This is a genomic window from Colwellia sp. KS18-150, from assembly GCF_057551365.1.
This window is the reverse complement of sequence record NZ_BAAJMC010000023.1, coordinates 26,561-46,100: the sequence shown is the minus strand read 5'-3', so window position 1 is coordinate 46,100 and position 19,540 is coordinate 26,561. Positions and strand designations below refer to the sequence as shown.

Genomic DNA, 19,540 nt, shown 5'->3' with positions numbered 1-19,540 from the left:
CAAAACTAACCTTTTCTCGCGCTATCACTTTTACTAAACAACGACTTTTGAAATTGTAATGGCGTATTACCGAACTGCCTTTTAAATTGAGAGATAAAGTGAGAAGGACTGGAAAAATGTAAATTATAGCTAATCTGTGTAATCGACTCTTTTCCTCTGCTAAGTAATCGCGCTGCTTGGTATAATTTATGACGCAACAGATATTCAGAAAAACTAACCCTAAACACTCTTTTAAATTGTCTTGAAAAATGTGACGGCGACATATGACAAAGCACAGCAGCTTCAACCATAGTCAACTCAACTTCTTCATTTTGTCTAAAGTAATCGATCACAGGCAATAACCTTTCATAACCTGCAGCCTGGTTTATTGTATTAATTTCAGATTTTTGTACTGCTTTAGCATGTTCTGATATCCAGAGTACTAATAACTTCAAAATAGTTAAACTTTTCTGACTATTGGGATTGTCTTTATAGCTTTCTAATAACCATTTAATCAATTGGTCAACATTTGATTTTTCTTCTGAAGGTATACGTAAATGCATGCCTTGTTTAAAAAAGTTCTCACAACATGCTAAGCCTGCACTATCGAAAAACTCTGGCAATATTTGAACTATGTGCCAAGACTTAGCGTGTGCACTTAACTTAAAATCATGTGCTTCAAGGGCTGGCGTAAAAACAATATCATTACTTTGTAGCTGTGTTTGACCTAGGTTATAAAAATAACTGCCATCTATTTCATCAAAAAATATAAATTCATGCACTTCGTGAAAGTGCATAAAGCAACTGTACTGTTCATTTTTCTGATAACTGACCTGATGAATTTCGAACTGATAGCCTCGTTCAATATTAAAAGGCTCACAATATACGTCTCTCATGGCATTCCTACAATATTCCACACATCAACATAATGATATTTATTTTACCAAATGTCTATATACACCAACAAATCGAGCATATATTTTATATTTATAACCTTAATTTTGACAGAAGTAGAAACACGCCCATGATTGAATTAGCCTAACTAAATTTGTAAAGAGTAAACTATGAAAAACGTAAAAGCTGTCATATCAAATGGTCAAGGAAGCTATCATTTATCATCCATTGAAGTTGGAGATCCACAAGAAAATGAGGTTAGAGTCAAAATTAAAGCCGCTGGTATTTGCCATACCGACTGGGATTCAATTAATAATTGGCATAAAAATTTCGTCGTTGGCCATGAAGGCGCCGGGATCATTGACGCTATTGGTAGTAATGTAAAAGGATTATCTATCGGCGATAAAGTAATTTTAAATTGGGCTATTCCTTGTGGAGAATGTCCTCAATGCCACGAAGGTAATCTACATATATGTGAAAGTAATTCGCCTGTTTGTGGTTGTGATTTAGCAGGTCATGCACACCTAGAAAGCAGTCTACATAATAACACACCCATTGAGCGTTCATTTCATTTAGGTACTATGTCTGAGTATGCGGTAGTTAAAAACCAAGCGGTAGTAAAAATTGATAGTGATATACCATTTACAGCTGCAGCGATTGTTGGTTGTGGTGTGATGACTGGCTGGGGATCTGTTGTGAATGCTGCCAAAGTCGATGTAGGAAGCAGTGTTTGCGTAATTGGTTGTGGTGGTGTTGGGTTAAATGCAATTCAAGCCGCTAAACAATCAGGTGCTACTAAAATTATCGCTATTGATATTAATCAACAACGTTTAGAGCAAGCAAAATCTTTTGGTGCAACTCACGGTATAGTAGTAGAAAAATCAGATAAAGACTTTGTGAAAGTACGCGCTGACGTAAAAGCACTAACTCATGGCCGAGGTGCAGACTATGCATTTGAGTGTACAGCTATTCCCGCACTAGGCTCAGCCCCTTTAGCACTAATAAGAAACGCTGGTACTGCAGTTCAAGTGAGTGGTATTGAACAACGCATAGATTTTGATTGTGAATTATTCGAATGGGATAAAATTTACATAAACCCGCTATATGGTATGTGTAATCCTGAACGTGACTTCAATAAGATTTTAAGTTTATATAACAACAAACAAATGAAGTTAGAAGAGCTCGTGACTAAAACATATACTTTAGAGACAATTGCTGAAGGGTTTGATGATATGCTAAATGGTCGAATCGCTAAAGGTGTTGTTATAATCGACAGTACTGAGTAAGAAAAGATGACTATCCTACGCGTTGAAAAATCAAACCCTAAATATAGTCAGGCTAATACAACCACATTAACGCTTCACAGTAGCTATATTAACGGCAGGCAAGATATCAATGTTTATAGTTACCCATCCAATAAACAGAATATTCCTATCGTTATTTTACTGCACGGTGTTTATGGCTCAAGTAACGTCTGGATGGATTTAGGGGGAGCACATCTTGTTTATGACAAGTTAAGAAAACAAGGTTTATCGGAATTTATTCTTGTTATGCCCTCTGATGGTGGGCTTTGGGATGGCTCTGGATATCTCCCCTTAGCGCAACACGGAAACTATGAAAAGTGGATCGTTGAAGATGTGGTTAATGGGGTACTGGATAATATTGACGGCGCAGGAAAACTAAGCAATGTCTACATTTCAGGCTTATCAATGGGGGGATACGGTGCGTTAAGATTAGGTGCAAAATATCCCGAAATATTTTCGGGGATCAGTGCTCATTCATCAGTAACATCCTTAGCCGATTTACAACAGTTTATTGATAACCCCATTAGTGATTATTATTGTGAAAACCAGCATGAATCTAATATCAGATACTGGTTTGAGAAAAACCGCTCAATAATCCCGCCACTGCGATTAGATTGCGGAAAAGATGATTCGCTATATGAGAGTAATTTAAGCTTGTGTAAAGCCTTAAATAATTTATCGATTGATTACCAATTTGACTCTTTTTCGGGTGGACATGAATGGGAATATTGGCACAAACATCTAGCAACTACGTTAACATTCTTTAATGAAATAGAGTCAGGGCTTTTATAATAAACCTGGCAGATAAAGTTAATATAGTTAGAAACTTGACGTTATCTTTTCAATATCAAGCCCTAATAACTGTTTTGAAATTTTATTCAATGCCGGTATTATTAACAACTATATTTCTGAAATAAATGAAAATGAGATAAGATTTGTTGTGCTCATAAACTTAGATAATTCGATTAACTTGTTTTTGCTTTTCAATAATAACGGCTATTGATTTAGAGGCTGGCGTATCACTTAAGTCACCTCTATTTGCTAAAGCGACTAATGGATTGGCTTCTGGAAAATAAGCGGCTATATTTCCTTTAGGAATATCGTAAGGTATGAGTTTAAAACCAAAGATTTTTCTTTCTATTTCATCTGGCCACAAACTTGTTACATCGACTGGTTGATGATCTTTAAAACCTAAATCAGCAATATCTTCAGGATGTATAAGGATAATATTTCGTTCTCCGCTAATCCCTCGATACCTGTCTTCAAAGCCATAAACTGTCGTATTATATTGATCATGAGAGCGTAATGTCTGTAGAACGAAAACTCTATTATTACTAAGTGCTCTAATGGAAGCCGGGACAATATCCTCAGGTAAAAGATTATTACTAATATTAGCTTTGTTGTTAGAAGTGTTCCATTGATGGTTTGCGGCGCTATTTCCTAAATAAAAACCACCGGGCTTATCTAATTTTTCATTCATATTCGAAAATTCAGGCAAGGTTTTAGCAATATAATTTCTTATTAAGTCGTAATCATTTGACAATGCTAACCAATCGACAGGGTTGTTTCCGAGTGTAGCCAGCGCTATTCCAGCGATAATGGCAGGCTCAGAGCGCATATCTTTAGTATCCGATGATACAGCCCCTTGAGAGCGATGAACCATTGAAAAAGAATCTTCAACCGTAACTGACTGTACTCCTGAATCCTGAATATCAATATCTGTACGCCCCAAACAAGGTAGTATTAAAGAGACTTCACCTGGAAATAAGTGCGTTTTATTAAGCTTCGTAGCTATATTTACCGTCAGTCGGCAAGTCGAGAGTGCTTGTTTCGTTATATTGGTATCAGGGCTTGCTGACAGAAAATTTCCTCCAAGAGCAATAAACACCTTACTTTTACCAGTTAACATAGCTTCAATGGCTTCGACCACATTGTGACCATGTGTTGAAGGGGGAGTAAACGAAAATACTTGCTCGAGTGATGATAAAAACTCTGTACTAGGTTTTTCGTTTATTCCCATAGTGCGATCGCCTTGCACATTAGAATGTCCCCTAATCGGACATAAACCAGCACCTGGTTTGCCTATTTGACCAAAGAGTAACTGCAAATTAATGATTTCTTGGATGGTAGCAACAGAATGTTTATGTTGGGTTATTCCCATTGCCCAAGTAACAATTACATTATTGGCTTGTTGGTATAATGTTGCTGCTTGGCTAATTTCTGCTTTTGATAGGCCAGATTGAGTTAGTATAAGATCCCATTCAGTCTCTTCAACGGTTTGTATATACTCCTCTAAACCGTGCGTATGTGCTTCGATGAAGGATAAATTAAAAACACTATTGCCTTGAAGCAGCGCGACTTTATGGCGTTCTATCAAAACTTTCACCATACCTCGAACACAAGCCATATCCCCGCCTAACTTAGGTGTAAAATATGTATGTGTTATTTTTGTGGCACTTCCGGTGAGCATCTCTACTGGCGATTGAGGGTTAGCAAACCGCTCCAGTCCCCGCTCTTTTAAAGTATTAAAGGTGACAATACAAGCTCCACCTTTTGCAGCATGGCTAAGTGAGTCAAGCATTCTTGGATGATTAGTTCCAGGATTTTGACCAAAGACAAAAATAGCATCTGATTTTTCAAAATCTTCTATTCTTATGGTACCTTTACCAATACCAATAGCTTGCTTTAACGCAATACCACTCGCTTCATGACACATATTAGAACAATCAGGAAAATTATTTGTGCCGTACGCCCGAACAAATAATTGATACAGAAACGCTGCTTCATTGCTCGCTCGTCCTGACGTATAAAACTCTGCTTGATTAGGATCTCCAAGAGCGTTTAATTCGTTAGCGATAAGAGTAAAAGCTTTTTCCCATGATATTGGTTCGTAATGACCACTTTCTTGATTATAAAATAAAGGTTCAGCCAAACGTCCTTGTTCCTCAAGAAAATAGCCAGTTTGCTTTTGTAACCAGCTCACACTGTATTTTTTAAAGAACTCACCGCCTATTCGTCGAGATGTAGCTTCCCAGTTAACTGCTTTTGCACCGTTTTCACAAAAGCGAAAACGACCAGCTTCTTCCTTTTCTCCCCAAGCACAGCCAGGACAGTCAAAGCCTTGGTCTTGGTTGGTATTCATCAAATTTTTAATGTTTCTTGCAATATTTTTACTTTTGATTAAATGCTTGGTGGTGCTTTTTAGAGCACCCCAGCCACCAGCGTGACCATTATATTTATTTGCTGTCATAATTAACCTTTCAGGGGGCGTTCACACAGAATTTATTCGTTATTCAAACGTATACGATCTTGTGCACTGTATACGTTAAATCGAGAGGGTTGAGTAAAACCAATGAGCGTAATATTAAACTGCTGAGCAGCTGAAATAGCGAGACTTGATGGAGCTCCCATTGCAATAACAACGGGTATTCCCGCCACAATTGCTTTTTGCATAAGCTCAAAACTTACGCGGCCACTTAGTATAAGGATTGACCTTGCTACAAAAGTGCTTTGCTTTAGTAGACTACCTAGAACCTTGTCTACAGCATTATGTCGCCCTACATCTTCATATACACACTGCCAATTATTATCTGAAATATAACCAGCCCCATGGACTCCTCCTGTTTGTTTAAATAAGGGTTGCATCGATGTTAATTCATCACCATATTTTGTAATGTCACTCTGATTTAGCCAATTGACACTATTGTCTATCGAAAAATTTGTCCTTAATGCCAGAGCTCGCAAAGAGTTTTTTCCGCAAATGCCACAACTCGATTGACTTGAAAAGTTTCGCGTCGCTTTTTTCTTATCAATCTTTACATGCTTAGCGAGTATTACTTCTATATGATTTTCAGAGCTCCCTTCCTTGCAATCAGTGTCTTCAAAGTAGGTAATTGAAGTAATATCGGCAGTGCTTCTAATAATTCTTTCACTGAATAACAGTCCATAAACTAATTCCTCGTCATGATCTGGTGTTCTCATCATTAAAGTTAAATCAAACGTTTGCCATAAATTTGAGTGAGAGGAATAATAAGTGAGACTTACCAATAAAGGCGCTTCTGTGATAACTACATCCTGAACGGCTTTGAGAATATTGTTATTTACAGTACTTTGTAATTTATTGATTTTTGCGACTGAGTGGTGGTTTAATATATTAATTGGGGCAGTATTTTTCATGATGAGATTATATAGTGTCCCCTTCGACAATTATCCCAAATAGAAATCATAAAATAACAAATTTTTGATATTAATTTACCCCAAAGTAGCCCCTAAAATGACTACTGATTTCAACTATGATTTTTTATAATAATTATTGAATACTGGTGACTTCAGGGCGATAAGCATCCATTCTAGTCATCGTCGCCAACTCACGTCATTTCCTGTTAAGCCGGTAATTTGGCTTAGAACAACTGGGTGCGCTTTCACCGGTATTTGAACCGCATTAAAAGAGGCAAAAGCAAATTAAACTATAATACAAACGATGAAAGTGATTACCGAATGTCATAAGTACCTCGTTCATTTGCCGCTTTTACTTGCTCTTTGTATAAATTATCAAAAAACTTTTTCTTAACAGCGTCATATTCATATTTTTGTAAATGTATACTATTTACATTTTTCTTATTCCACTCATTCCATAACTTAGCTAACTGAGCTTGTTTTTGTGGATATTGATCAATCAAGTTATTTTTCTCTGTTGGATCAACCGTCATGTCAAAAAAGCTTCTACCCACATTAGGTAAGGTTTGATTCATATATTTTAATTCAGGCGTTCGAACTGCCCAAAGGTGATCCGCTTCTTCTAGTCGCCAAAATAATGCTTGATGCGGGCTTCCTTGTTTTTTCTTAGTAATAAAGGGAATAAGGTTAACACCTTCAAGCTTGCCATCTGAGTCATCTGCAAGAGACAAAGCAACCGATGTGGCGGCAATATCAAGAGAAGACACTAAACCATCAAACTTTAAGCCTTTTGGAATTTGATTCGGCCAATGAGCAATAAAAGGTACATGAACACCGCCTTCTAATAAGGCAACTTTACCACGCCTAAAGGGTGAGTTATCTGCCCAATCGAAGGTTGGTAACCATGACTCAGGATATACGCCACCATTATCAGAAAGGAAGAATATCAAGGTATTATCAAGCTTTCCCCGTTGTTTTAATGCGTTAATAACTCGACCAATACCCTCATCCATGGCGTCAACCATCGCCGCATATATTCGACGTTCCTGATCTTTAATATGTGCATACTTTTCAATAAAATGTTGAGGCGCTTGTAAAGGGGCATGTGGCGCGTTATAGGCTAAATACATTAGAAACGGCGTGTCATTACTATCTGCTATATAATTTACCGCATCGTTACTTAGAGCGGTGGTTAAATATTCAGTAAATTCAGCGACACCGGTATTTCTCATGATAGGTAACGAGTAACCGTCGCCCCCTACTTCGACTTCTCCTGGCATATAATTATGCCCGCCATCTAAAAAACCATAGAAATAATCAAAGCCTCGGTTATTCGGCTGATATTTAGGTGCGCCGCCTAAATGCCATTTCCCAAACATAGCCGTTTTATAACCAGCTTTTTGTAATCGTGTAGGAAAAGTTACCTCTGTTAAAGGTAGGCCCATATGTGGGTCATCTGGCATATATGAAACATTATTTTCCATACCAAATCGAGCCTGCGCTCGTCCGGTTAATAACCCAGCTCGGGAGGGACCACAGTATGGATGTGTGACATATCCATTAGTAAAAACCACACCATTATTGGCTAAATCATCAAGATTAGGGGTTTGAATTTCAGTTTTACCGGTAAAACCAACATCGTTATAACCTAAATCATCCGCTAGGATAACCACTATATTAGGACGCTGATCTTTAGCACTTACTAACATAGGTACTAATGATACAACCAAGCTTAACAAGAGAGTACAGTGAATCACAACACGCATTACGGCTCAGCCTTTTTCGTTGTTGGAACAATATTAATGGGGTAGATTTCATGCTTTAACACTTCACCGTTACTATTGGAAAATGAAGCATTAAGATAATAAAAATGTCCTTTAGGGAGTTCAGCTGACGGGGTAAAATCAGCCAAAGAAAATGTCGCCGTTGCGCTTCCTGATTCACTATAAAGAGCGTCTGGTTCAATTAATATGGTATCTTTTGCTGGTATCCATTTATTTTTAAATTCACGTAACCAAAAGCGAATACCACCTTCATCTGAAGATATGACTTTATAACCTGATCCTGCATGATAATTAACTTTCACCGTTAAGCTATCACCGACAACAAAGTCATTGTGGCGATATTTTTCTTCGTCGATTATGTTGATATACGCATCAGTACAGTCTTTAGTACAAGGCGTATTCATAAACTGATAGTTTTTAGTGTGCTTTTTACTTTTGCTATCTAGCGTAGGCATTACTTCGCCAGCAAACAATAATTGGTTAGTTGCGGGGGCCTTTAATACAACCGTTTCACCATTGCGCCACTTCACGTCTATACGTTTAATGGAATCTTCTTTCCCAAGACCAAAATGAACGATATTAAGCAAACTTTGTGAAAACACTGCTCCTGCAGAGCCAACGCTTTGTTGGTACGTTTTTGAGGCTGTAGTGATGGTTACTTTTGCAGAAATAGCGTCAATATTATCTTTAGGTGAATAACCAACGCGAACTAACACATAGTTATTATTGTCATTAGGCTTTAAGATATTCTCATATAAATACCACTCGCCATCTTCACTACCATTTAATAGGTCTAAGTCGCCATCTAAATCAAAATCAAATGCTTGCCCCATATCACCATTACCCGGTCCGCCAACGTCATTAGCGCCATGCATCGTGGTTCGTTCAAAACTTTTATTACCAGTATTTAGCAACATAGTGTCTGATATTCTGCTTGCTATTTGTCCCCATCGATATACAAATAAATCTTGGTGGCTATCATTATTAAAGTCACCGACTGTCACTCCGAGTGAATTCCCACCTGCTGGCACATTCCACTTTCTGCTTACATCAGTGAATTTACCTTCATCATTACGAAGTAATACATCATTAATATTCCTATTTTCAGGCTCAAAACCAAGCGATACATCTTTCACACCAGAGAGGCTAAACCTAAATGACCAGAAGATATTGTCATTACGTACTAGCGCTGATTTCCAACGTCCTTTACCAAAATAACCAAAATATACGCCATTTTCGGAAATATCTTCAGGCCAACCTTGTGATGCATTTTGTGTTATTTCTAATTCTTCCCCTGATTTAAGAACCGTTACAGTTTTATTATTTCCTAAGAATATCGGGTAATCTTTGCCTCTAAAAGCGCCTTGCGTTAAGAAGTTATAGGTATGAAACTTTACTGAGCCATCAGCAATAAAATCGAACTCATCGACACCTTTATAGCCTCTAGGTTTGATAGAAAATTCTTGGCTAATGGGATCATGATCAACCGAAGGAGACTCACCAAATCCGTGCTCAAACGGTTTTCCTCTCGCAAGATATAAATCTTGGTCGCCATCATTATCGATATCAATACTAGACAACGCCATAACATCATTAAGCTGTGTTATGTTATCGGGAATTTGTGAACTAATATCGGTGAAAGTAAAATCACCATTCCCCTGCCATACAGATAATGGGCTATATAAAATAATGTCATCAATGTGGTCATTATTAATATCCACAATCAATGCTCTAGATGGCTCTTGATCTTCTATGCCTTTAACCGATTTATATGAAAACATGCCATTTCCTAAGTTTTCATAAAAAAAGTGTTGGGGCTTTGTTTGCGTTAAACTCGCTTCATTAATGAGCATTAAATCTAAATCGCCATCTAGATCCATATCAATAAATTTAGCACCTCGCCCTCTACCACCTCTATCTATGCCAACATCTCCCGTGCTAAGTACAAAAGTGCCATTATTGTTTTGATAAAAGTTAGCTTTCGATGGATTTTTCCCATTCCCGCCGCCCATAGTGACGACAAGATCTAAATCTCCATCATTATCATAATCTCCTGCAGCGGTGCCGTGTAAATCATGCATAAACCAACGGGAAAGATCTTTATGATGCTTTGATACTGTACTGTCGCCATTATTCCAATACAGTTTACTAGGCTCTTCATTATGATTATTAACAATAAAATCATAATCGCCATCGTTGTCAATATCCGCAATAGTCGGACCGCCATATTTAATAGAGCTAGCTTTATCTAAGCCAGCCTTGACAGAAATATCTTTATATTGAGCTAAGGTAATGTCCGAAATATCTTCAAAGACAAAGTCATTTATTACCAGTGAAGCTCCCTTAACCACAAACGTTAATGTTATTTGTTCAAGAGTATCAAACCTTACTACTGCATTAACGGTCTGAGCGCCCGAGGTGGGAATATTCAAATGATCAACCAATAACTTCCCATCGGCGAATACACTTAAACTCGCGTATTTTTCAGGGTTAGTTAGTTCGATAATCATTTTTTTCAACAAGCTACCTTTTACTTGGTAGTCAAATTTCATCGGATTAGCCGGCGTTATATTTATTGGTAAATCTATGGTGTTATTTTTATCACAACCAGCTAATTGCCAAGTCAATAAACCAAGCACTAGTGTTTTAACTAACACTCTACTTAATATATTTATCATATGAACCTTTAATAATGTTAATTGTCTACAATTTACATTAGTGGTAAATTGATTGTCCAGTAGTTTATTGAAATATGCATGTTTAAACGGCTGTATGGGTATTTCTATTGAGCAATACACCGTTTCGTATTGTGCATTTATAAAATAAATGATTTAAAACTATTGAATTGTGTGCAATTTGATATATATTAAGTGCAAATATGAGATTGAGTTTAACAAGCAATCAAGAAATAAACATGTTTATTGATTACGTTCAGACGATTGCAAAGGAAATACATGAAAATTACAGATATAAAGGCCTATGGTTTTTGGGCAGGTTTTAGGAATGTTTGTTTAGTCAAAGTGGAAACTGATGAGGGAGTTTACGGCTGGGGTGAATCAGGTTTATCTGGTCGTGAAAAAGCAGTTATTGGCGCTATTGAACACTTTAGAGAATTCTTAATTGGTAAGGATCCCGTTAACATAGGCGCACTTTGGCAAGAAATGTATCGTAGTCAGTACTTTGAAGGCGGACGTGTACTTTCAGCAGCAATAGCCGCCGTTGATATTGCATTACATGATTTAGTGGCAAAGAGTCTAAATATTCCCGTCCATCAATTACTTGGTGGCAAGCAACGTGACAAAATATCACTCTTTGCGACAACTACCGCTTCTATGGGACCTGAGCTTATTGAAGATGTTTTGCGTTTAAAAAATGAAGGTTGGAACGTAATAAGAACAACCACAGGACAGGTTGGTAATGCGAATAAACCCGAGATATTTGAACCTAGAAAATCTATTGCTAGTACATCAAAATGGTTAACCAAAGCACGTGAAGCATTAGGCCCCGATATCACTTTTGGCATTGATTACCATCACAGATTATCTGTACCTGAGGTGGTTTCATTTTTACAAAGAATGCCCGCGGGAACACTAGATTTTATTGAAGAGCCAATAAGAAACGAGTCAATTACCGCTTATCAAACGTTACGAACCATGTGTGATACCCCACTTGCTATTGGTGAAGAGCTAACCAGCAAATGGGACTTTGCGCCTTATACAGAAAGTGGCTTAACTAGCTTTGGACGTGTGGATATCTGTAATGCTGGCGGTTTTACTGAATCAATGAAAATAGCCGCGTTGTGTGAATTACATTACATCGATATGATGCCTCATAACCCGCTTAGCCCTATCTGTGCTGCTGCTTCTATTCATTATTGCGCAGCGATACCTAACTTTTCTTGGTTAGAGTTACCTCCGTACGATGGCGATATGGAGGACTATGATCGTTTCTTCGTTAATCGACCAGAGGTTAACGACAATTGCTTTGATGTCCTTAATTTACCTGGATTAGGTATCGACGTTAATGAAGCGCTAATAAAAGATTTACCTTTCAAATATTGGGAAGCACCACGATTACACAAAGAAGATGGCTCATACACAAACTGGTGATTCATTTTCGAATAAATAATGGGAGTAACTATGGAAAACATTCAACAGGCGATAATAGAAAAGCCGACCAGAAAGCGGTTTCACGTATTAACGTTAATTTTTCTCAGTGTCGTCATCAATTACATGGACAGAACTAACATTTCTGTCGCTGCCGCGGCATTAACTGAAGAGCTTAGCTTAACCTCTGTGCAAATGGGGTTGATATTCTCAGCCTTTGGTTGGACTTATTCAATATTACAAATACCTGGCGGCATCACTGTCGATTTAGTCAAAGCACGCATTTTATACCCGTTTATTCTTGTTGCGTGGTCAGTTGCAACACTCGTACAAGGCATGATCAGTTCATTTGCTGCCCTGATTGGCTGTCGAATGGCTATCGGGGCCTTTGAAGCGCCTTCTTACCCGTGTAATAACAAAATAATTACCACTTGGTTTCCTGAAAATGAACGGGCCTCAGCTATTGCAGTATACACTTCAGGACAATTCATTGGTTTGGCTTTTTTAATGCCGTTTTTAGCCATTATTCAAAACTACTTTGGCTGGCGCGGTTTATTTATCATCTCAGGGCTAATAGGCATTGTCTGGGCTGCTATCTGGTATATATTTTATCGTGATCCTCAAGACCACCCAAGTATCAATAAACAAGAGCTTGATTTAATTACTGATGAAACCACGCAAGAAACTAACAAAAAGAAAAAGTTTACTCGTGCAGAGTTCTTGCTCGCTTTTTCCAGTAAAAAATTATGGGGGATATATATTGGCCAATTTTGTTTAGGCGGCACATTAATATTCTTCTTAACTTGGTTCCCAACCTACTTAGTAGAATATAGAGGCTTAGATTTTATAAAATCAGGCTTTCTGGCCTCAGTGCCGTTTTTAGCTGCATTTTGTGGGGTTTTAGTCTCAGGGTTTAGCTCTGATTATTTAGTGAGAAAAGGCGTATCAAAAGAGTTTGCTCGTAAAGCCCCTATTATTACTGGTTTGATCTTAACCACCTTTATTATTGGTGCTAACTACACTGACGACACGTTTTGGGTCATCACTTTCCTGTCTATCGCTTTTTTTGGTAACGGCCTTTCATCCATTGCATGGGTTTTTGTGTCTTTACTTGCCCCTAAGCATTTAGTGGGCTTAATCGGCGGTTGTTTTAACTCAATTGGCGGTCTTTCAGCTGTCATTGTGCCTATTATCATTGGCTTTCTTGTTAAAGATGGCGACTTTAAACCTGCATTATTGTTTATCGCCGCATTGGCGGTGATTGGCTGTCTTTCCTATTTATTTCTCGTTGGAAAAATCCAGCGCATTGATGAGAAAACAGCTAATTAAAACTAATTTTCATATAAAACTAGGCTAAAAATAATGGAAGAAAATTTACAAACTCAACGTACACATAGCGTAAAAAAGATTGTCGAAAGTCAATTAGTGGCAATTATTCGACTTAATTTACAATCAGAAGTTGCATCCGTGGTTAGCTGTTTAGTTGAAGGAGGAGTAACAGCACTTGAAATCACTGCTAACACACCAGGATTTTGTGAAGAAATACATAATGCTAGATTAAAATACCCTACCGTATTAATCGGTGCTGGTACTATCATTAATACCAAAAGAGCTATGCTAGCCATAGAAGCAGGTGCTCAATTTCTTGTCACACCAAACACTGATAAATCAGTAGTAGAATTAGCTCATTCATATGGAATTCCCGTGCTAATGGGGGCATTAACACCAACAGATATTGCCAAAGCATTGGATTACGAGGCTGATTTGATTAAAGTATTCCCCGCTGGCTCTTTAGGGGTAAAATATTTCAAAGATCTGCAAGGGCCTTTTTCTGACGTTCCACTAATGCCTGTTGGTGGCGTTAATGTGGGCAATATTGAGGATTGGTTTGCTGCTGGAGCAATTGGGGTAGGTGTCGGCAATGATCTTACCAGCGCAGCATCAACACTAGAACAACAACAAAACCTTACCAAATTGGTTCGAAGTTATGTTTCTAAACTCCCGAAAAACAAGGCTTAAACAATGAATAAACTCACGTTAATACTCCTTAGCCTATTGGCTATCACCTCTTGCGCTCAAAGCAAAGAAAAGTCAGTTGCAAATCAGCATTCCGCAAATAATACAGTCACGCCATCAATTGAAATATTGTCCGATGACGCTTTAAACTTCTTGGATAAAGACACCAGCATTAATGCTTTAGCCACTGGTTTTAAATGGACTGAAGGTCCTTTATGGCTAAAAGAGGAAGGCTATCTAATTTTTTCAGATATCCCTAACAACAAGATCATGAAGTATCATCCAAAACAGGGCTTAAGTGTTTACCTTACAAATTCTGGTGCGACAGGATTACATCAAGACGACTACGGTCAAGGCTCTAATGGCCTATTGCTTGACCAACAAGGTAACTTAATATTGTTACAGCAAGGCGATAGACGCGTGGCAGTAATGAATGCTCCATTGGCAAATCCTAAAGCTAATTTTAAAACCTTAGCGGGTTATTATAAGCATGAACGTCTAAATAGTCCGAACGACGCAGTGATGCATTCTGACGGTAGTTTATACTTTACTGATCCACCATACGGTTTAAAGGCTATCATGAAAGACGAACGCAAAGAACTCGCGTTTCAAGGGATATACCGATTAACACCAGATGGGCATTTACAGCTACTTGATAAAGAAATTAGTTTTCCCAATGGCATTGCCATTTCTGCTGATGAGCAAACATTACTGGTTGCTGTTTCAGATGAAGCATTCCCACATTGGTTAGCATACGACTTATCTACAGAAGGAGTAGTGACGAATAAACGAGTTCTGATTGATGCCAGTGAATACGTTGGCGTAAAAGGTGAAGAAGGCATGCCTGATGGTATGGCTGTCCATTCTAATGGTAATATCTTTGCAACAGGTCCCGGTGGTGTTTGGTTACTTAACCCCGAAGGTAAAGTACTTGCTAAGATAAGAACGGGAAAATTCACTGCAAATTGCACCCTATCCGCTGATGAGAAAACACTATACATGACAGCTCATGACACACTAATGAGTGTGGCGTTAAATTAGCATATAACCACTTAGATAAATCCCCCTTAACAGACTTAAGAAAAGTCTGTTAAGGGTATAAATACTGTGTATTTATGAAATAAAAACTCTTCCTGCCAATAAATCCTTTAGTTCAAGTTCCGATTGCCTTCATATAGTAATTCACTAAACTCCTCCTCAGCAACATGAGGATAAAACACTGATAAAGATTCAGACCTAACATATTGATAAAAAGGTGAGTTTATTTAAAAGCGATAAACATATTTGCCGTTAACCGACCGCTGGCAGGACTTGGATCAATATCTGTATTTAGGTTAACTAAGGATGAATGTAATAGCTGTCCAGGGAAAATAATTAACCGGTTAGGTTTATAAGCAATTTTTTTGTAGCAGGTAAATTCAGTGTGATGCTCAGTGCAATAACCTGTTGATTTTTCCTTTAAAGTCATAAAATACTCATCAGCACATTGATAAAAGTACTCTTTGTTTTTCTTCTCAATACGTTCTAAAGCACTTTTTTTATGCCTAAAAAAACCAGTACCGCCAAACTCACCTTTACCTAGATAATGAATTACCGCTAACAAATTACTGTTAGGAGTATCAAAATGGGGCCAAGATTGAATTGCTGATAACTTATCGGGCTGAGTTGTAATTAGCGAAAAGTAGTTATCTTTGGGAAAAGGTTGCCATGTATCTGGAAAGTCATATATCCCATAAAGTCCATTTATCAAAGGCTTTAAGTAATTTACTACGATGTCTTTAGGTATAGGTGAGCGAATACCTGGATAGCTGGTGATTTCATCTGGTTTAAAGGCACTGTATTCAGCTACTTGCTCAATAACTTCTTGATGATTATCAATATAATCATCAATAATAATAATTGGCGTTTTTTCTTTACCAATCAATTCTACTTTTGGTACTGATTGACGGTTAATCTTAATCACAATCGTTAAACTACCGTAGATTCACAATAATTTTTGATGAATTCATTATGCTCAGGAAAGCTATTAACTCGTCGCTCTATTGTCACCTTAATATTATCCAAGAACCTTTTAAGCTCCGCATCAGACATCATATCCACAATAGCATGATAACGCTTAGGCATTAATCCTTGTCCCATCATCACTTGAATCCAAGACGTTTCACCAAATAATTCTCGCTCTGTTTTATAAGCATTGCCATTATCTAGAAATAAGTTAATGCGTTCCTGTAACGTTTCTGGTATTTCCATATCCTTACAATATCGCCAAAAGGGGCTATCAGTTCGTTGTGTAACATGGTAATGAAGAATAATAAAATCTCTTATATTATCAATCTCATAGCGCATTTTGTTATTAAAATCATCTTGGGTTTCTTGCTCCATTTTCATAGAAGGAAAATTCTGCAATAAGCGAATAATACTTTGTTGAATTAAATGAATACTTGTTGATTCGAGCGGCTCTATAAAACCACTTGATAAGCCAATAGCAACACAGTTTTTATGCCAATGTTTTCGGCGTGTTCCTGTTCTATATTTGATCACTCTAGGCTCATTGACTAAGTCCCCATCAATATTATTCAGTAGCGTTGTTTTAGCTTCTTCATCTGACATATGCTTGGAACAAAAGACTATGCCATTCCCCATTCTATTTTGTAATGGAATTTGCCACTGCCAACCAGCCGTATGCGCGATAGATCGCGTATACGGTACTGTAGCTTTTGTATGTTTAGTTTGTACTGCAATTGCACTATCGCAAGGTAGCCAGTGGCTCCAGTCTTCAAAACCAGTATGGAGTGTTTCTTCAATGAGCATACCTTTAAATCCGGTACAGTCGATAAATAGGTCACCTGCAACAATCTTACCGTTTTCTAAGCTAATTGATTCTATAAAGCCATTATCTTTATTTTGAGTGACCTTTGAAATTGTTCCCTCTACTCGCTTAACACCATTATTTTCAGCAATATTTCTTAAAAACTTTGCATATAAACCAGCATCTAAATGAAAAGCATGGTTTCGCTCTTGATTTGGTATTACGGCGAATTTACCTCGTCGGCTAGCAACATGTTCAGGACAATAATCACCAATTTCACTTACCAAACCTTTTTGTTGGCCTTTTAACCAAAAATGTTGAAAACCTGCAGCCCAACACCCCTGACCTAAGTAACCAAAAGAGTGAATATAGCTTTCATTCACCTCTTTCCAATTTTCAAACGAAATACCTAACTTAAATGTGGCATTTGTCGCTTTCATTACCTCAGATTCTTTAATTTTTAATAGATCATGAAAAATGTGTAACGTAGGTATTGTTGCTTCTCCAACCCCTACCGTAGGAATAAGATCTGACTCAACCAAGGTGATATTAAGATTTTTCCCTAGCAACTTACCAAAGGCTGCCGCAGCCATCCACCCTGCTGTTCCGCCGCCGGCAATCACGACATTTTTAATTGCTGAAACACTCATGACTTTATTCCTACTTGGTGGTTAATTGTATCGGTATTCATTAGCATTAACGCCTCAGTTTATTTTGTAAATTAGCTCTAAGCTTGCGAGCTTGTAACTCTGTTAAAGGCTTTTCCAGAATACCTTGAGCTTCACTGTTAATATGATTGAAATTTTCATCTTTATATTCAAATACATAATGATCAAATAAATTTTTCCACGCATTACGCTGATTTTTAGGTAAATCTCTAATACTTAGCATGGCGTGGTTCAGAGCATCATTTGGATTGCCCATATAAGCTGGTGTATTTCTCCACCAATGATTAAGCAAAACATTGACATCTTCAATGCCTTCGACATGATGCCACCACATACTCGGTAAAAAAATTGCATCGCCAGCATCTAATTCAGCTACTATCGCTGACGCTATCGCTGTTTTGAACTTAGGGTATTTGTTATAATCTGGCTGTTCAAAATCCACCATACTAATAACTTGACCACCAGGTGCTTTATCTAAAGGGCCACAGTACAAATTTTTAACTTGCTCTGGTGGAAATAATGTAAACCGCCTTTTACCAACTACACAACAAGCTAAGTTTTGTAAAAAATCAAAATGCGCGGCGACTTTTGTTCGATTTCCTACCCACATGTTATAGATAGTATTGACTAGTAAAGGTGAGGTTTCTGTTTCTTGGATAAGATCGGGTAACACCTGTTTAATACTCGTTGAACCAAGATAAATGGTTTCAGGGTTATCACAAACAGATTGCGCTAATATTTCAGAGAGAACCGTGCTGAGCGTTTGTTGTTTTGTTTGGAAATTAAAACCTGTCATATCTTCATTGTAGAAAATACGTCCTGCTTGTTCCTGTTTAAGGTAACAGGCATTAACGGTAATACCGTTATCCATTTCTTTTAGGTATTCAACCGCCTTTAAAGGTGATTGTTTACTTGCTTGAACAATCGGCCAATCATCAGCAAAGCCCTTTAATAAAAGAGGAATCTCAGATGACAATATTTCCTCATTAAGGTTTTTTGAGGTGACATTCAACAAGGTCTTTATTTTATTTTTAATATCCAACATTTGCTGACATCATTTATTTAGGCACTATCATGGCGTTTTTTCTAACGACTAAATCGTGGATATGTACTTGAGAAGCAATAACCATATATATTGGCTCTATAAAACCAGCTTGATGTAATCCTATAATTTTTTCATGAGGTAAACTATTTAGCCGGTCTTCGTTTAAAGTATAAAAACCAATCAGCTGGTTTTTACTACCATCATTTAGTTCAATATCTATCGTAACAGCTTCTAATAGCTCTAAACTAACTAGTGCGTCAATAAAGGTTTCATTTTGCGATAATCCGTTATGAAGACTCTCTAATATATTGGCAATATTTTCCAAGTAATCACTATTGCCACCATATTCTAAAAATAGCTCCGCGCCTTTGTCTTCATTAACCTTTGGAGAATCAAGATCAAGGGTTATAACACGTTGTTTCTCTGTTACACCATTATTTTCTTGCTCTTGATAGCCAATATAAAAAGGCATCCGTTGCACAGAAAAAGGAATGTAAGTTGCGTCCCAAAGACCGTCTTTCAAAAACAAATTTTCATCTTTATTAAAACCAAACAGAGTAATTGGCATTAGTTGCCCTGTATTACTATCTTTTTGAAATAAAATAGGATAATGCGCTTGCACGCTTCTAAATTCCATGAAAAATGTTTGTGCAAACCATATATTATCTCCCATTTCTTTAGTTCTTTCGGTATTAATTTTTAACGATTTATGTTCGATATTATTAAGTAGGACATGGTTTGCCATATAGCACCTCGTTC

General features: G+C 37.5%; 15 protein-coding genes. 6 read left to right on the top strand and 9 right to left on the bottom strand.

The genetic code is table 11. The features are described 5' to 3' along the window. Nucleotides 1-5 precede the first annotated feature (5 nt). Nucleotides 6-875 (bottom strand): AraC family transcriptional regulator, encoded by an 870-nt coding sequence (locus tag AC27IF_RS17935; protein WP_487055719.1) that lies wholly within the window; start codon nt 873-875, stop codon nt 6-8. A 168-nt stretch (nt 876-1,043) separates the two neighbouring features. On the opposite strand from AC27IF_RS17935, the gene AC27IF_RS17930 reads away from it, so the two are divergent. Both AC27IF_RS17930 and AC27IF_RS17925 read left to right on the top strand, forming a co-directional pair. Then, nucleotides 1,044-2,159, top strand: coding sequence for a Zn-dependent alcohol dehydrogenase (locus tag AC27IF_RS17930; RefSeq protein ID WP_487055718.1), 1,116 nt, complete (start codon nt 1,044-1,046; stop codon nt 2,157-2,159). Nucleotides 2,160-2,165: 6 nt separating this feature from the next. Then, entirely contained in the window at nt 2,166-2,969 is an 804-nt protein-coding gene (locus AC27IF_RS17925) for an alpha/beta hydrolase (protein ID WP_487055717.1), read from the top strand. Nucleotides 2,970-3,129: 160 nt separating this feature from the next. Here the strand turns inward: AC27IF_RS17925 and AC27IF_RS17920 are convergent, their stop codons facing one another. The 4 genes from AC27IF_RS17920 to AC27IF_RS17905 all read right to left on the bottom strand — a co-directional run bounded on the left by AC27IF_RS17920 (nt 3,130) and on the right by AC27IF_RS17905 (nt 10,815). Next, the gene (locus AC27IF_RS17920) at nt 3,130-5,427 is read right to left on the bottom strand and encodes an FdhF/YdeP family oxidoreductase (RefSeq protein WP_487055716.1); all 2,298 of its coding nucleotides are present in this window, start codon (nt 5,425-5,427) and stop codon (nt 3,130-3,132) included. Nucleotides 5,428-5,459: 32 nt separating this feature from the next. After that, nucleotides 5,460-6,353 (bottom strand): formate dehydrogenase accessory sulfurtransferase FdhD, encoded by an 894-nt coding sequence (gene fdhD / locus AC27IF_RS17915; protein WP_487055715.1) that lies wholly within the window; start codon nt 6,351-6,353, stop codon nt 5,460-5,462. A 314-nt stretch (nt 6,354-6,667) separates the two neighbouring features. Further along, nucleotides 6,668-8,119 carry a sulfatase family protein gene (locus AC27IF_RS17910; RefSeq protein ID WP_487055714.1) on the bottom strand — a complete coding sequence of 484 codons (1,452 nt, stop codon included), beginning with the start codon at nt 8,117-8,119 and terminating at the stop codon, nt 6,668-6,670. Then, a complete protein-coding gene (locus tag AC27IF_RS17905) occupies nt 8,119-10,815 on the bottom strand; it encodes a CRTAC1 family protein (RefSeq protein ID WP_487055713.1) in 2,697 nt (898 codons plus the stop codon). The genes AC27IF_RS17910 and AC27IF_RS17905 overlap by 1 nt, the downstream gene beginning before the upstream one ends. A 276-nt stretch (nt 10,816-11,091) precedes the next feature. On the opposite strand from AC27IF_RS17905, the gene AC27IF_RS17900 reads away from it, so the two are divergent. Genes AC27IF_RS17900 through AC27IF_RS17885 form a run of 4 tightly spaced genes read left to right on the top strand, consistent with a single transcriptional unit; the run spans nt 11,092 to nt 15,300 of the window. After that, on the top strand, nt 11,092-12,246 hold the full coding sequence (locus AC27IF_RS17900; protein ID WP_487055712.1) for a mandelate racemase/muconate lactonizing enzyme family protein: 1,155 nt from the start codon (nt 11,092-11,094) through the stop codon (nt 12,244-12,246). A gap of 30 nt (nt 12,247-12,276) precedes the next feature. Next, a complete protein-coding gene (locus tag AC27IF_RS17895) occupies nt 12,277-13,572 on the top strand; it encodes an MFS transporter (RefSeq protein WP_487055711.1) in 1,296 nt (431 codons plus the stop codon). Between the two features lie 33 nt (nt 13,573-13,605). Beyond that, the gene (locus AC27IF_RS17890) at nt 13,606-14,262 is read left to right on the top strand and encodes a bifunctional 4-hydroxy-2-oxoglutarate aldolase/2-dehydro-3-deoxy-phosphogluconate aldolase (protein ID WP_487055710.1); all 657 of its coding nucleotides are present in this window, start codon (nt 13,606-13,608) and stop codon (nt 14,260-14,262) included. Between the two features lie 3 nt (nt 14,263-14,265). Beyond that, the gene (locus AC27IF_RS17885) at nt 14,266-15,300 is read left to right on the top strand and encodes an SMP-30/gluconolactonase/LRE family protein (protein ID WP_487055709.1); all 1,035 of its coding nucleotides are present in this window, start codon (nt 14,266-14,268) and stop codon (nt 15,298-15,300) included. A 220-nt stretch (nt 15,301-15,520) separates the two neighbouring features. Here AC27IF_RS17885 and AC27IF_RS17880 read toward each other — a convergent pair whose 3' ends face one another. Genes AC27IF_RS17880 through AC27IF_RS17865 form a run of 4 tightly spaced genes read right to left on the bottom strand, consistent with a single transcriptional unit; the run spans nt 15,521 to nt 19,526 of the window. Further along, entirely contained in the window at nt 15,521-16,222 is a 702-nt protein-coding gene (locus AC27IF_RS17880; RefSeq protein ID WP_487055708.1) for a DUF6445 family protein, read from the bottom strand. A 5-nt stretch (nt 16,223-16,227) separates the two neighbouring features. After that, nucleotides 16,228-17,718: a tryptophan halogenase family protein gene (locus tag AC27IF_RS17875; RefSeq protein WP_487055707.1), complete on the bottom strand. Its 1,491-nt coding sequence runs from the start codon at nt 17,716-17,718 to the stop codon at nt 16,228-16,230. Between the two features lie 46 nt (nt 17,719-17,764). After that, on the bottom strand, nt 17,765-18,781 hold the full coding sequence (locus AC27IF_RS17870; RefSeq protein WP_487055706.1) for a cupin-like domain-containing protein: 1,017 nt from the start codon (nt 18,779-18,781) through the stop codon (nt 17,765-17,767). A gap of 13 nt (nt 18,782-18,794) precedes the next feature. Next, the gene (locus AC27IF_RS17865) at nt 18,795-19,526 is read right to left on the bottom strand and encodes a SapC family protein (protein ID WP_487055705.1); all 732 of its coding nucleotides are present in this window, start codon (nt 19,524-19,526) and stop codon (nt 18,795-18,797) included. Nucleotides 19,527-19,540: the final 14 nt, after the last annotated feature.